Raw genomic sequence first — 14,682 nt, 5'->3', positions numbered from 1 at the left:
CATTCCTCCTTACTTTTCTGCACGCATAAGTGTTAAGCTTACATCCGGTTCCATATCGTAAACACCAACCGTATTCTTGTTGGATATAACGGTGATATTCACAATATCATACAGACGGTGGTAAACCACATGCTCGCCGTTTTCAAAACCGGTACAGCTCATGGACAGTAAGTATTCTCCACCCTGAAGCGTCATCTTCTGGGTAAATTCCACGACATATTCATCGCCTTTTTTAACAGATTTCACATCGGAGGACTCAAACATGGTATTGGTTCCGGTTAGATCAGCCCCCCGCTTGTCCTTGATGGTATAAGTGAAAATCGGTGTTTCGATTTCTCCATGGAAATGAATCCGTTCCTTTATGGTAAAACGTTCTCCTTTTAACAGAAGATTAGTAATATTTCCTCTCTCATCAAGAAGACCAAAATCTATGATCTCAGCCCTCTTATCGCCGTATTCCGTGCGGTTTGGATTGATGGTCAGTTTATCCTTCATCATTCCGCCTGCTGCCGCCCTGCTTCTTTCAGCAATTGCCTGGTCGCCGGAAAAATCATTATACAGCCCGTTGTCCGCAGCTTTCAGTTCTTCATCCAAATCATCCATCTGGTTTGCCAGAATCTTCTTATAAAGATCCACCATTTTCCCCGGCTCGCCTTCTGCGATGAAATTGCCTTTATTTAACACAACGACACGGTCACAATATTTGATGATAGCACCCATATCATGGGTAACCATGAGAATGGTAGTGCCATTTTTGCGGATTTCCTCCATACGGCGGTAGCATTTTGCCTGAAAGAAAACATCTCCTACGGAAAGCGCTTCATCAACGATCAGAATCTCCGGTTCTACATTAATGGCAAGGGCAAATGCAAGACGGACAAACATACCGCTGGAATAGGTCTTTACCGGCTGATAGACAAAATCTCCGATGTCGGCAAAATCCAGGATGTCCTGCAGTTTTTCATCCATCTCTTTTCTGGAAAATCCCATCATGGTACCGTTCATGTAGATGTTTTCAATCCCTGTATAATCCATGTTGAATCCCGCTCCCAGTTCCAAAAGAGCAGAGATCACCCCATTTACCTGCACTTCTCCGGTAGTCGGAGTCAGAACTCCGGTAATAATCTTTAAAATCGTGGATTTTCCAGAACCGTTGGTACCGATAATACCTACGGTCTGTCCCTTTTCCACATCAAAAGAAATACCGTTTAGGGCATAAAAATCCCGGTGGTAATTCTTATGAGTCAGACTCATGGCCTCTTTTAAACGGTCAATGGGTTTTTCATATAATTTATATATTTTGGTTACATTATTAACAGATAGTGCTTTGTTGTTCGACTCTACGGACATTGAATCCTCCATGGTAACTGCCTACAGCACATCGGAAAAATGCGGGCGCAGCTTTTTAAATACTTTCAGTCCTATTAAAAATAAGACAATGGTCACAAACCAGAAATAAAGGCCAAGAATTGGACGTTCAAAAATCCAGTTCCCTGTTAACATGCTGTCACGGTATCCAGCCACAATATAATAAACCGGATTTATCTTCAGCAGGGTCGGAAGCCACTCAGGTGCTTTGGGAAACATCTCCGGTGCCCACATAATCGGTACCATCCACATGCCAAACTGCAGGCAGATACCCACAATCTGTGCCATATCCTTGAAAAACACATTGATGGCACTGGTAAAATAGGCGATGGACAGAGACAACATGGATGCCGCAAAGGAGTAGTAAATAATCTGAATCCAGGTGACCTTTGGTAAAAAACCATAACATAAAAATACTACTATCATAATTACAGCAAATATGCCATGTACCATCAGACAGGACAGCATCTTAATAAATGGAAGAATCTCCACTCGAAAAACTACTTTCTTTACCAGATAATTATATTCCTGGAGACAGCCGGTTCCCATATTTAAGACCTCACTGATATAAAACCAGGGCACAATACCAGGGATCAGCCACAATACATATGGATAATCCTTAATCGGCGGTACACTTTTAAATCCCATCTGAAACACAAAAAAGTAAACAAGGACCGTCGCAATCGGCTGCAGAAACATCCATGCAATACCGAAATAGGAGCCTACAAACCGCTTTTTGAAATCTGCCTTGGATAAATCCAGAATCAGCTTTCTCTTTATATAGATTTCTTTTAATAAGGAAACCAGATAATTCATGGTTTTCTCCTCTCGTTAGAATTTAAACGTATCCCGGATACCGTTCCACTTCTGGTCCTTATCGGAAATAATCAGCTCCATTCCTTCTGAAACAGGCCATTCAATTCCGATCTCGGGATCACTCCAAAGAATTCCGCCTTCGTCGCCCGGATGGTAGAAATCTGTGCATTTGTATGCAAATTCAGCCTCATCAGAGAGAACTAAAAAGCCATGGGCAAAGCCTTCGGGAATATAGAACTGCTTTTTATTTTCTGCAGACAGCTCCACGCCGAACCATTTTCCATAAGTTTTAGAAGAAGCTCTTAAATCTACTGCCACATCAAAAACGGTTCCTCTCACTGCACGGACCAGTTTCCCCTGGGGAAACTGCTTCTGAAAATGAAGTCCTCTTAGCACCCCTTTTACGGACATGGACTGGTTATCCTGTACGAAATTCATGTTCAAGCCTGCTTCTTTAAAATCATTCTGGTTGTAGGTTTCCATAAAATATCCTCTGGAATCCGGAAAAACCGTTGGTTCAATGACATAAAGCCCTTCTATCTCACATGATGTTACTTTTATCTTTCCCATATTTTTATGCTCCTTTACATTTTAAAACATTCTTTTACTTGTAGCATTCTACCACAACTCAGCCAAGATTTCTATATAAAGGAAAATTTTTATTGGTTTTAGCCCGGTCAGAGGCTCAATTGTGATACATGTATGCATAAATGCCGCCCAGCTAAAGATTTTTCAGCTGAACGGCGGTTTTTACGTTTTATTATCCTTAATAATTAACAGGCGGTAATCAGTCACAGATGATTTTCCTCTTTACAACCATATCTGCAGTGTGGTATATTTATATTACAAAAGAGCAACCGCCACACAAGGTGGAAGCTTCCATGATTGGTTAAATGCTCATCTAGCAATGAGCACGCCTATCCTGTTCGCAGCAGGGTAGGCTATTTTTTTCCTATTTAAGTCAGCAATGCAATTAGAAACGTACCTCCTAAAAACAATATGCTTAAAGTTTGGTATATGTCCATCTGCACACCTCCCATCTTGTTACGACATGTAAATATAAAAGCTGGAAGGTTCCACCCTGTATTCGGTTACTCCTGAATAAATCTTACCATATATTTCCTTAGTCCACAATAATTAATTACTTCGTTCCCACTGCTTACTTAATACTCCAAATAGTAAAAAAACGCAGGAACAGGACAATTATCCCATTCCCACGCCTACGTCTTACTGCTTCACAATAAATGATTTTCTCTTACTTACCACATCGAAAATAACCGCCGCCAGGAGAACGGTTCCTTTTACCACCTTCTGAAGATTCTGATCCACTCCCATGATACTCATTCCCAGGTTCAAGACACCCATCAGCGTAGCACCTACAATAACGCCCGGTACCGTTCCTGTTCCGCCGTATGCGGAAGCTCCGCCGATAAAGCAGGCTCCGATGGCGTCCATTTCATAGTTATTTCCTGCCGTCGGATTGGCAGAATTTAAACGGGCCAGGGTAACCATGCCTGCCACTGCTGCCAGCAAGCCCATATTTAAATATGCAAGAAAATAAACTTTATTTGTATCAATACCGGAAAGTCTTGTTGCCTTCTCATTACCTCCCACTGCATAGAAATAACGTCCGGTAGTTGTTTTGGAAGATATGTAGCTGTAAATTCCGATGATTGCAACAACCCAGATGAGAGCATTGGGGATTCCTTTGTACAGGGCCAGTTTATACATAAAGGCGAGTATAACAGCAGTCATCAATACCATTTTTAAAATCGTACTATTCAGAGGATCTACCCGGTATCCCTTTTTCAGTTTTCTTTTTCTGGTGATAAGTTCTGCTACAATAAAGATTACGCAGGCCAAAATTCCCACAAGGAAACAGGTGAGGTTAAAGCCCTTCATGCCAAACACATCTGGAACATAAGTATTAAACAGATTTAAAAAGCTGTCCGGTACAGGGGACAGAGTCATTCCCTGAAGAACTACATTTGAAAGTCCCCGGAAGATCAGCATTCCTGCAAGAGTTACGATAAATGGCGGAATCCGTACATAAGCAATCCAAAAGCCCTGCCATGCTCCGGCCAGTACGCCGATAATGATCATGGAAAGAAGGGAAAGATAAGGATTCATTCCCATCTTAATCATCATGCTTCCACCTATGGCTCCTACGAAACAGACCACAGATCCAACAGATAAATCAATGTTGCCGCCTGTCAGAATACAGAAGAGCATTCCGGTTGCCAGAATAAATACATATGCGTTTTGTGCGATTAAGTTGTTTACATTCTGGGGAAGAAGCATTTTCCCTCCTGTATTTACCGTAAACAGGATAACGACTACTGCCAGAACAATAACCATCGTATATTTTTTAAGTCCTTCCGACAATTTTAATTTATTCTCCATCTTCTACTCTCCCTTCCTCTTCCATGCCCATGTTATCCGGGGTTAAAGGTATACCCGAAGGATGCTTATCTGATTTTAAAATGCATGACATAATTTTTTCCTGTGTGGCCTCCTGTGCGCTCATTTCTCCTGCAATACGCCCCTCATTCATGATATAAATACGGTCCGACATTCCGAGAATCTCCGGTAATTCTGAAGATATCATGATAATTGATTTTCCGGCGGCAGCCAGGCGGTTTATAATACAGTAAATTTCATATTTAGCTCCTACATCAATTCCTCTGGTCGGTTCATCTAAAATCATAATATCAGGCTCTGTAAACATCCATTTAGATAAAAGAACCTTTTGCTGGTTTCCTCCGCTTAAATTTCCTACTGACTGTTCCACGGAAGGGCATTTCGTCTTCAGCTTATTTATATAATCCTCGGCAGCCAGAACTTCCTTATCCTTATCAATGATAGTTCTGAAGCTGACTGCGCGCAGATTGGCAAGTGTGGTATTGATTCGTATGGGGTTTCCCAGAATCAGACCATTTCCTTTCCGGTCTTCTGTTACGTAGGCCAGCTTATGCCGGATCGCGTCCCGTACGGAACGAAGATGGACTTCCTGGCCATGAATCTTTAAAGTACCGGAGATATTTACTCCATAGCTTTTTCCGAAAAGACTCATGGCAAGCTCTGTTCTTCCTGCCCCCATCAGTCCGCAGATTCCCACCACTTCCCCTTTTCTTACATATAAGGAGACGTCACTGACTACCTTACGTTCGGAATAAAGCGGGTGGCTGGCATTCCAGTGCTCCACTTCCATGGATTTTTCTCCGATTTGAATGCCGGTGCGCTTTGGAAAACGGTCCACCAGCTCTCTTCCAACCATTCCTTTTATAATCCGGTCCTCTGTAACTTGATCTGTCTTCCTGTTCAGTGTTTCTATGGTTGAGCCATCGCGGATTATGGTGATTTTATCCGCTACATAGGCAATTTCATTCAGTTTATGTGATATGATGATAGAGGTCATACCCTCTGATTTGAATTTTTTCAAAAGATTAAGAAGCGCTTTTGAGTCTTCTTCATTTAATGATGCAGTGGGTTCATCAAGAATCAGCAGCTTCGCATTTTTTGCAAGAGCTTTTGCTATTTCTACCAGCTGCTGCTTTCCTACCCCGATATCCTTAATAAGCGTATGGGAGGATTCGGAAAGTCCTACTGTCTTTAAGTATTTGTCAGCCTCCCCAAAGGTTTCATTCCAGTTGATTGCGAATTTTTTTCCTTTTTCATTTCCAAGATACATGTTTTCGGCAATTGTCATGTAGGGAACCAGTGCCAGTTCCTGATGGATTATGACGATCCCCTTCTTTTCACTGTCGCTGATATGACTGAATTTACAGATTTCTCCGTTGTAAATAATGTCTCCCTCGTAAGATCCATAGGGATAGATACCGCTGAGTACATTCATCAGAGTGGACTTACCCGCTCCATTTTCGCCCACCAGAGCATGGATCTCCCCTTCTTCTACCTGAAGGTTCACTAAATCCAGGGCTTTCACACCCGGAAACGTCTTGGTGATGTTTTTCATTTCCAAAAGTATATTTGCCAAGAATATCCCTCCCTCTTTATATATTCAGAGGACGGCTTTCATTCATAAAAGCCGTCCCCCATAAGGAAATCCGCCTGATTACTTTAACTGATCCTCTGTATAATAGCCGGAAGTGATCAGCATCTCTTTATAGTTGTCAACTGTAACAACTACCGGGTCACAAAGATAAGTAGGAATGATTCCGGTTCCGTTGTCATAGGACTTGGTATCATTGATTTCAGCTTTGCCGCCCTGCATAACGGAATCTACCATCTTAACTACCTGGGTAGCCAGAGTTCTGGTATCTTTGAATACGCTCATGGCCTGTTTTCCCTGAAGCATGTTCTTTACATTGGCAATGTCGCAGTCCTGGCCGGTGATAACAGGATATTTTCCGGTGTAGGAAGAAGCAAGTGCATTCTCAACACCAAGAGCGGTGGAATCGTTGGAGCAGAGAACTGCATCAAGTACGGTTCCGTCTGAATAGTTGCCTGCAATAATGGTATCCATACGGTTCTGGGCTTTCTCAGAATCCCATTTCTCGGTTGCAACCTGCTCAAATGCTGTCTGGCCGGATTTGACAACCAGTCTGCCGTTGTCTACATATTTCTTTAAAACATCCATAGCTCCTCCGAAGAAGAACTTGCAGTTATTATCAGCAGGATCGCCTGTGAAGAATTCGATATTCTTCGGATCGCCGGCTTTGTCAAGCCCAAGAGACTTCTCTAAATATTCGCCCTGCTTCTGGCCTACTTTGTAATTATCAAAGGTGGCATAATAAGTAACTGCATCGGAGTTCATGATCAGACGGTCATAGGCGATAACCGGAATTCCCATTGATTTTGCCTGGGAAAGAGGCTCTCCTAAGGAGCTTCCGTCAATGGATGCGATAACTAACATCTTGCAGCCATTGGAGATCATGTTTTCAATCTGGGAAACCTGTGTCTGAACATCATTGCTGGCATACTGTAGATCTACTTTATAGCCTGCTGTCTCCAGTTCCTTTTTCATGTTGGCGCCATCCTGGTTCCATCTCTGCAAATCCTTGGTCGGCATGGCAACACCGATTAAAACTCCGTCTTTCTTGTCTGCTTTTGTTTCTGCCGCAGTGGTCTCTGCTGCTTTGGTTGTCTCAGCAGCTGCTGCCGTAGTGGTTTCAGGAGCCTTGGTCTCCGGTGCTTTGCTTCCCCCGCTGCACCCGGCCAGCATTCCTGCTGTCATGGCAAGTGTCATCGCCACTGCTAAAAGTTTTCTTTTCATTGAAATATCCTCCTCCAATACTTGTTTTTGATATTCCTATATTAGCATGGGATAATCAGGACTTGTTTGCCAACCGTTAGCACGGATTCATCCACATAAAAAAAAGCCCTGAATGAACAGGACTTTTTTATCAGGCAAAAAAATGCTACTGCTGTATGACATTTAAATATACATCCTCCCGGGCATGAAAACCTCCCTGGATGATAACGGAATCCATATTTTCACGGGTGACTGCCACCGGCTTGAGTTCCAGATACGGCACGTCATAGGTCCCGTCATGAATGGTCTGGTCAATTCCTTTTAAGGGCTCACCTCTCCCCAGCATTACCGCATACTCTGCTGCCAGTCTCGCTTCCTCTTCCACCGATTTAAAAGCAGTCATATTCTGAGTGCCCTCCACAATCCGCTGACAGGCCATTAAATCTCCGTCCTGACCCACAAGGCACACCTTTCCTGCCAGCCGGTCCTCGGAAAGCGCTTTAAAAACCTGGGTGGCCAGATCATCATTTCCGCACATGATCCCTTTGACATCCGGGTATTTTTCAAGGGCTTCCTTGGCGTAATTATAAGCATTCTCCGCAAGCCATCCCTCACAGTTGTTCTGATAGATCACATCTAAATTTTTCCCTTCCAGAACGGAATAAAAACCCTCACGGATCATTGCCACATTGTGATCGGATTCCGGCCCCTGTATCATGACAATTTTACCGCCATCAGGAATATTCTTAACCAGATTCTCCGCCATCAGGCTCCCCACGCCCCTGTTGTCGAAGGATATATACATATCACTGTCAGCATTTAAAACCAGGCGGTCATAGCTCATGGTTTTTATCCCTGCCGCTTTTGCCTTTTTCATTACGTCAGCCAGCGCTTCGCAGTCACCTGCCACTACCACGATTACATCCATCTGCTTCTTGATAAAGTACTGGATCTGCTCAATCTGCTCATTCACGTCTCCATTGGCGTTCTGCACATTGACTTCAGCCCCCATCTCTTTTGCAGCGGATACAAAAACATCACGGTCTCTGATCCACCGTTCAATGACAAATGAGTCAATGCTCAGTCCGATCTGCAAAGGCCGGTCCCCTTCCTTTTCCTGCGCCTGCACTGTAGTCTCCGATTCTGCCTGTCTGCATCCTGTCGTCAGAATGCAGCAGGCTAATACTGTAAGTAATAACCTCCCGCCCCACATTTTCATAACACTTACCTCTCCCTGTATTCGGTTGGTGTCATCCCTTCATATTTCTTGAAAATTCTGCTGAAATAGTTGGGATCACTGTAGCCGGACATCACACAGATCTCTTTAATGCTGTATCTGGGATCCTCCAGCAGCCTTCTGGCATTCCTGATTCTGGTTCTGGTAACATATTCAATGAAATTCTCCCCTACTTCCTGCTTAAACAGCTTACTGAAATAATAGGGGCTGATGTCCACCATTCGTGATACGTCATCAAGAGAGATGTCTTTGGCATAATTCTCGTCAATATATCCCTTGACTCTGGATACCACATTTTCATATTCCCGTTCCCTGGATGTACTGATCTTGTCGCAGATATCTCTGGTTTTGTTTAAGAACCAGCGCCGCATCCCCTCCCCGTCAGCTGCTTCCTTCAGTTCATCCATATAATTTTCCCGGTAACGGAACCCATAGCGCACATTGCCGGCTTCAAAAGCCCTTCGCTCCAGTCTCATCACCAGTTCCAGAATCTTGATTTCAATATTGGATCTCACATTTCCGTCATGCACCAGCATCCAGTCAAAAAATTCATTGGCGCAGGATAACGCACCTTCCCTGTCTGCTTTTATGCCTCTTTGCAGGTACTGGTTCTCCAGTTCCAGAGGATATTCCCCGTCGTATTCCGCCACTGCCGGAATATCGGTGATATGCACCACATGGCTGTCGCTTTCCCGAAGGGATTTCAAGGCTTCTGTATAGGAGTCCCTGATTCCCGCAAGAACCTTTACAGAGCCGATTCCGCCCCTGCATTTAATGTCCATGCTGTTTTCCAGCTTATGAATCATATTTCTGGTTCTGGTGATCACTTCCACCCGCTTCTCATACTGCATCTTTTCCTGATCAAAGGAAAGGAAGAGGACCAGGCGGTTTCCCATGGCAGGACCAATGACACATTCAAAATAGTCTTTGACAATTTCCCTGATCGTACTGTAATATTTATTGACCTTTACCCCCACCCCGATGGCATTGGTCATGGTTCCTCCCTCCATACTGTCTCCAAATTCCAGAACTACGATAAAGCCGTAGGATTTCCGGATATCAAGCATCTCCGGATATCCGCTGTGAAGAGGGTCCGAATCTTCCTGAAGGATGGTGTAAATGAAGCCGCTTTCGATCATGGGAATGACGATTTCCAGCCGTTCCCTTATCTTTAAATCATCACTTATCTTCTGTCTTGCCTCCTCAACCTGATGCATGGCCTTTACACATACATCGAGAATTTTTTTCTTGTTAACCGGCTTCATAATGAATTCCATCACCCCAAGGTTTACCGCTTCCTGGGCATAAGAGAATTTATCAAAGGCTGTCATTATAATAAAAACCATGGTCTGATTAAACTTACGTATCTCCCTGATTGCCTGGATTCCGCTTAATCCAGGCATCTGGATATCCACAAAAGCAATATCCGGGCGGAACAGCCCGGCCTGCTCAATCACCGCTCTTCCAGTCTTTACGCAGACAATTTCACATTCGCTTTTGAAGTTTGATTCAATAATACTCCGTATGGATTCCAGCATAATTCCTTCATCATCTGCAACCAGTATCCGAAACATGTACCTCTTCCCCCTTTTTAGGAATCCTTAAAATGACTGAAGTCCCCTGATCTTCCCCCTCACTGACAATGGAAAACAAATCCTTTTTATTATAGTAAAGTTCCAGACGGGAGATCACATTGTAAATACCGATTCCTGTAGATGCCGAGTCTTCCTGGATTCTCACGCCTTCCTGAATGTGCTTTAATTTTTCTTTATCGATTCCTTTTCCATTATCTTCAATCCGGATCTCTATGGTATCTTCCAGATTTTTAACAGAGAGACGGATATTTCCCTGCCAGCTGATATTGCGTATCCCATGGGTTACTGCATTTTCAACCAGAGGCTGCAAAGTCATACTTGGTATGGAATAATCCAGGGCTTCCTCTTCCACTCTGGATTCGTAATGAATATCTCCCGCAAACCGGACATTTAAAATATAAATATAGTTCTCAACCGTATCCACCTCTTCCCGAATAGTGGCATCCTCAGAGCTCTTTTTTACATTGTACCGGAAGAAATCCGCCATCTTTTCCATGAATACCGAAGTTTTTTCCGCATCCTCCATCATTGCCAGCTGTACGCCTGCATTTAAGGAGTTGAAAAGGAAATGGGGATTAATCTGGGATTGTAAATATCTTAAGCGGGCCTCCTTTAAATGGTTTTCCATCAGAAGTTCCCGTTCCTTCATCTCCTGCTCTTTCTCAGCACTCTCTTTAATTTTATTCACATAATCAGCTAAACTGTCCACCATCTGGTTAAATGTCTTCGTCACAATTCCCAGTTCGTCCCCCGACCGGATATACGGCACCTTTACATGAAAATTCCCCTGACCCACCAGCTTGGCTGTATGTGCCAGACTGGTAAGGGGTGTAACAATGTCCCTGGTCATCATTATCATAACCGTCAGGCTGATAATCATGACGATAACCAGTATGACAGAGCTGATGACTTCCAGGTACTGAAGTGCCGCCTGCAGAGTCTGATAGCTTGCGGAATTGTTCTTAAACTGTCTGCTGTTTAACACGGAGATATCGTGGTTAATAAACTGGTAAAGTTTTAAGGCCGATTCATAGGAGCTTTTATACTTCTCTACATTCTGACCCCGCTTTGCCTGTACCGTCTCATCTGTGACTGCCAGATAGCTTTCAGACATATTCCGGATATTCTTCTCCAGAATCTGAACGGGATTGTCCGTAACCAGTACATTCAGCCCTTCTAAAAGCTTTCTGTAATCCTGCTCTGCACGATAGTAATCAGTTAATGACTCTGAGTCTTTCACCTGTAAGTATTTGTACATGAAATTCTGTACATCAGTCAGGGCATCGGATAATTCATTTAAATTCACATTGCTCATATAAACAGAATTCATCCGTTCCACCATCTGATTAATCTGGGCATAGATAAATAAATTGCTGGCGAAGAGGACCACTGCAGTCACCGCTATTTCCAGAAAGAGTTTTTTGGTGATGGGTAAATTCTCCCAGATTAGATTACGCTTAATTTTCATGGGATTTCCGCTCCTGCTTCATGTATTCAGGCGCCTGCTCCTCTGTTACAAACTGTAAATCCACGCTGTAAAAGGAGTTGGTCCGTCCGTCCTTTATGGATTCCGTCAGTGCCTGTACGCTGTATTTGCCCATCTGTCTGGTATCAATGCACAGAGTCATCGCCATGGTACCCTTCTCCACTGCCTCCAGTGCCGCTTTAGACTTATAATAACCAATCACCTGAGTTTTACCCACTCTGTTATAATCGATTACCGCCTGATAAACAGCTTCCGTATCCACCTCATCCATGCATACTATGATATCCGGCGGACCCTGGGCATTCTGGAACAGATTGCGGACAACCTCCTCTGATTCAAAGGCTCTTCCCGATGGAATCCTGATTTCCTCAACCTTGATTCTGTCCGCATTCTCCTTGGATGTAACCATGCGGTTATTAATCTGATTAAATATCTGGGCCTGATTGCTGTCTATGGAATTATCATGAAGAAGCATCATAACCCGCGTGATCCCACCATGGTCAGGCAGGATCTTTAAAATCTGATTGCCGTATTCCTGTCCAAGCTGGTAGGAATTGATTCCTACATAGCTTTTCCGCTCCGTATTGGGGGCATCATTTAAAATAGTGACAACCGGAATCCCGTTTCTCGCCGCTTCATTGATCCGGTCCTCTAACATACGCTCACCGGTGTATTCCAACAAAATCCCGTCAACTCTGGCCGCTATGCTCATATCCATGAAATCCAGAGTGGAGTATTCTGATGACTGGTTTTTCCCTTTCAGTTCTACAAAGGCATCATATTGTGCCGCTTCTTCCTTCACGCTCTGATACACATCATTCCAGAACTGGGAATCCAGGTTATCAATTATCATTACATAATGGTATCGGTATGTAACGGTATTTTCCGCATGCTCCACTCCGATCTTTTTCAGCACATATCCATAAAAGGAGGAGGTTAAAAGTGTAAGAAATACTATTCCGGCCAAACCGGCAAGCATTAAAAAAAGCAGGCCCCTTTTTCCGTTTTCCATAATTATGTCCTCCTTGTCTTTCCAATAAGTTTATTATACTAAATGACCGGGCAAAACAAAAGCAGGAGAAAATTGTTAAAAGGTAGCATTTTTTCGTAAAATGCTACCTTTTAACAATTTCTACTGATATTAAAGCTTTACATCTCTGTTGCAGTCTTTGGAATAAAGATAGGTCAGATCCTCTTCCCGCCCCACTGCATAACAGGCCTGAGGGCAATATGCATCCATAAAGACATAATCACCCTTTTTCACAGGTACCCAGTCATTATCCAGTCTGTACATCGCACTTCCAGTAAGGAAATACATGCCATGCTCTTGTATGTGAGTTTCTATATAACCATGGGATGCCCCTAAATGGAATTTAAGAATATGCATATTCATATCAAATCCAAAGTTCTCTGCTGCAGGCAGTAAATTCCGAATATAGCAGTTTTCCATACCTTCATAAGGGATCCATGGAAGATCGTTTGAATTGCCCACTACGGTATAAGCACAGTAACCAGCCAACTCTTCATATCTGCGCTTATAGGCAAATAGCTTCGCATCCTCTTTTCCCGCATTTACAAAAGACACCTTCTTACTGGCAGGAGAATAAATATACCCGCCCCCTGTGAGTACTTCTTCTTTATCTGCATTTTTCACTTTAATGGAACCTTCCATTACATAAATGAATGATTCCAGCCCTTCCCCACCAAATGCAGAATTATATCCGCCATCGCGGACGGTTATTAAGTAATCCACAAAAGAAGCTCCCATTTGAGGAGATCCAAGAATCGTAACATCACATTTTTCATATCCTGGAATCATGTTTTTTACAATTCCATCCGGCTCTATTAAAACATAATTTTCTTTTTTTACGACGGATCTGGTAGTCAATAATTCATCACGGTATCCTGTCTGTCCATTTAAATAGCTCATAATAAATTTTCTCACTTTCCATTTAGTCATGTTCATTATGACAGGTAAAGGGTATACCATCTTATTCAGTTTTATGTTTCCCCCAGTAAGACCGGTTCATTGTACAGCTTAATATCAGCCGCCTGGGCAGGGTGCGGTATCGTTTTCCCATAAGATACCCCATATATTTAAAACCGCTCTTTATAATCACACCGGGAATCATCCAGGGTTTCTTTTGTTTTACCAGCCAGATGCAGGTTTTTTTCACCAGCCGGATTCCCTCGCTTTCAGAACGGATTCCGCCAAATATCTCCGGATGGTCTGCCTGAGACACGGCTAAATCAAAATTCCGCTTAAACTGGGCAATACAGCCGTAATTATGGGAGTGAATTACCTTTGCATCTGCAGCATATGCCACAGCCTCGCCTCTGTAGCGCACTGCATTTCCTGCATAGATCATATCTTCATTGAAAATTGTGGTTTTGGTAAATCCTCCTGCTTCTAAGAATAAACTTCTGTCATAAGCACAGCAGACATTTGATGCAAAAAATGTTTTGATTCCCAGTTCTTTTAAATCAGCCTCTGTCTTAACCCTGCTTTCAGAAGGATAATTAAAGGAACGGGTATACTGTTCTGCCAGAGCACAGTCCTGATTGGGCAGCTGCCTTGCATAAGCCATCACTACCTTTTCCCCGCCTTTTCCGGTCTTAAGAAACGCCTTTACAAGTGCACTGATTAAATTTTTGTCAGCAGGAACCGCATCATCCGTCATAAACACCATGATATCAGCCTTAGAATAGCCGGCTCCTCTGTTTCTTGTGCCGCCATGGTCAAATTCTTCTTTCGTCACATGATGAACTTCTAAATTCTTTACATGCTCATAATCAGAATCCTTCCAGTAGGATTTTTCCGTATTCATCACAATAATTTTCCGTATGGGATAAGACTGCTCTTCCAGCCTGTGAAAAAGCCGCATAAGCGTTTCGTCCGGCTTATAAACCGGAATAATTACGTCAACGGTCTTTTGCTCCCCTCTTATTTCTTCCATTTAAATTT

Annotated in this window: 13 protein-coding genes; all 13 read right to left on the bottom strand. The window is 43.2% G+C overall.

Annotation, left to right across the window (positions count from 1 at the left end; all coding sequences use genetic code 11):
• Window positions 1-9 precede the first annotated feature (9 nt).
• Entirely contained in the window at window positions 10-1,350 is a 1,341-nt protein-coding gene (locus DS742_RS00985) for an ABC transporter ATP-binding protein (protein WP_117415171.1), read from the bottom strand.
• Window positions 1,351-1,371: 21 nt separating this feature from the next.
• Window positions 1,372-2,184: an ABC transporter permease gene (locus DS742_RS00980; RefSeq protein WP_117415170.1), complete on the bottom strand. Its 813-nt coding sequence runs from the start codon at window positions 2,182-2,184 to the stop codon at window positions 1,372-1,374.
• Between the two features lie 15 nt (window positions 2,185-2,199).
• Window positions 2,200-2,754: a dTDP-4-dehydrorhamnose 3,5-epimerase gene (gene rfbC / locus DS742_RS00975; RefSeq protein WP_117415169.1), complete on the bottom strand. Its 555-nt coding sequence runs from the start codon at window positions 2,752-2,754 to the stop codon at window positions 2,200-2,202.
• Window positions 2,755-3,140: 386 nt separating this feature from the next.
• Entirely contained in the window at window positions 3,141-3,209 is a 69-nt protein-coding gene (locus tag DS742_RS29340) for a putative holin-like toxin (RefSeq protein ID WP_242996352.1), read from the bottom strand.
• Window positions 3,210-3,411: 202 nt separating this feature from the next.
• Window positions 3,412-4,587: a multiple monosaccharide ABC transporter permease gene (gene mmsB / locus DS742_RS00970; protein ID WP_117415168.1), complete on the bottom strand. Its 1,176-nt coding sequence runs from the start codon at window positions 4,585-4,587 to the stop codon at window positions 3,412-3,414.
• Complete coding sequence (mmsA, locus tag DS742_RS00965) at window positions 4,577-6,181, bottom strand: multiple monosaccharide ABC transporter ATP-binding protein (RefSeq protein WP_117415167.1); 1,605 nt, start codon at window positions 6,179-6,181, stop codon at window positions 4,577-4,579. The genes mmsB and mmsA overlap by 11 nt, the downstream gene beginning before the upstream one ends.
• 78 nt (window positions 6,182-6,259) lie before the next feature.
• Window positions 6,260-7,369, bottom strand: coding sequence for a multiple monosaccharide ABC transporter substrate-binding protein (chvE, locus tag DS742_RS00960; protein WP_375340412.1), 1,110 nt, complete (start codon window positions 7,367-7,369; stop codon window positions 6,260-6,262).
• A gap of 196 nt (window positions 7,370-7,565) precedes the next feature.
• The gene (locus DS742_RS00955) at window positions 7,566-8,618 is read right to left on the bottom strand and encodes a substrate-binding domain-containing protein (protein ID WP_117415165.1); all 1,053 of its coding nucleotides are present in this window, start codon (window positions 8,616-8,618) and stop codon (window positions 7,566-7,568) included.
• Between the two features lie 5 nt (window positions 8,619-8,623).
• Window positions 8,624-10,210 carry a response regulator transcription factor gene (locus tag DS742_RS00950; protein WP_117415164.1) on the bottom strand — a complete coding sequence of 529 codons (1,587 nt, stop codon included), beginning with the start codon at window positions 10,208-10,210 and terminating at the stop codon, window positions 8,624-8,626.
• Window positions 10,185-11,699, bottom strand: coding sequence for a sensor histidine kinase (locus DS742_RS00945; RefSeq protein ID WP_117415163.1), 1,515 nt, complete (start codon window positions 11,697-11,699; stop codon window positions 10,185-10,187). The genes DS742_RS00950 and DS742_RS00945 overlap by 26 nt, the downstream gene beginning before the upstream one ends.
• Window positions 11,689-12,729, bottom strand: a complete 1,041-nt coding sequence (locus DS742_RS00940) for a substrate-binding domain-containing protein (RefSeq protein ID WP_117415162.1) — start codon at window positions 12,727-12,729, stop codon at window positions 11,689-11,691. The genes DS742_RS00945 and DS742_RS00940 overlap by 11 nt, the downstream gene beginning before the upstream one ends.
• A gap of 129 nt (window positions 12,730-12,858) precedes the next feature.
• On the bottom strand, window positions 12,859-13,647 hold the full coding sequence (allE, locus tag DS742_RS00935) for a (S)-ureidoglycine aminohydrolase (protein ID WP_117415189.1): 789 nt from the start codon (window positions 13,645-13,647) through the stop codon (window positions 12,859-12,861).
• A 61-nt stretch (window positions 13,648-13,708) separates the two neighbouring features.
• Window positions 13,709-14,674 carry a glycosyltransferase family 2 protein gene (locus tag DS742_RS00930; protein WP_117415161.1) on the bottom strand — a complete coding sequence of 322 codons (966 nt, stop codon included), beginning with the start codon at window positions 14,672-14,674 and terminating at the stop codon, window positions 13,709-13,711.
• Window positions 14,675-14,682: the final 8 nt, after the last annotated feature.

Origin of the sequence: Lacrimispora amygdalina (genome assembly GCF_003432035.1) — a bacterium.
Classification (GTDB): Bacteria; Bacillota; Clostridia; order Lachnospirales; family Lachnospiraceae; genus Lacrimispora; species Lacrimispora amygdalina.
The sequence above is the reverse complement of the archived record's forward strand: the minus strand, read 5'-3'. Positions and strand labels throughout refer to the sequence as shown.

Coding starts and splice junctions, on each gene's coding strand:
- DS742_RS00985 (WP_117415171.1), bottom strand. CDS start 1,350: ATGTCCGTAGAGTCGAACAACAAAGCACTATCTGTTAATAATGTAACC.
- DS742_RS00980 (WP_117415170.1), bottom strand. CDS start 2,184: ATGAATTATCTGGTTTCCTTATTAAAAGAAATCTATATAAAGAGAAAG.
- rfbC (WP_117415169.1), bottom strand. CDS start 2,754: ATGGGAAAGATAAAAGTAACATCATGTGAGATAGAAGGGCTTTATGTC.
- mmsB (WP_117415168.1), bottom strand. CDS start 4,587: ATGGAGAATAAATTAAAATTGTCGGAAGGACTTAAAAAATATACGATG.
- chvE (WP_375340412.1), bottom strand. CDS start 7,369: ATGCTGGCCGGGTGCAGCGGGGGAAGCAAAGCACCGGAGACCAAGGCT.
- DS742_RS00955 (WP_117415165.1), bottom strand. CDS start 8,618: ATGAAAATGTGGGGCGGGAGGTTATTACTTACAGTATTAGCCTGCTGC.
- DS742_RS00950 (WP_117415164.1), bottom strand. CDS start 10,210: ATGTTTCGGATACTGGTTGCAGATGATGAAGGAATTATGCTGGAATCC.
- DS742_RS00945 (WP_117415163.1), bottom strand. CDS start 11,699: ATGAAAATTAAGCGTAATCTAATCTGGGAGAATTTACCCATCACCAAA.
- DS742_RS00940 (WP_117415162.1), bottom strand. CDS start 12,729: ATGGAAAACGGAAAAAGGGGCCTGCTTTTTTTAATGCTTGCCGGTTTG.
- allE (WP_117415189.1), bottom strand. CDS start 13,647: ATGAGCTATTTAAATGGACAGACAGGATACCGTGATGAATTATTGACT.
- DS742_RS00930 (WP_117415161.1), bottom strand. CDS start 14,674: ATGGAAGAAATAAGAGGGGAGCAAAAGACCGTTGACGTAATTATTCCG.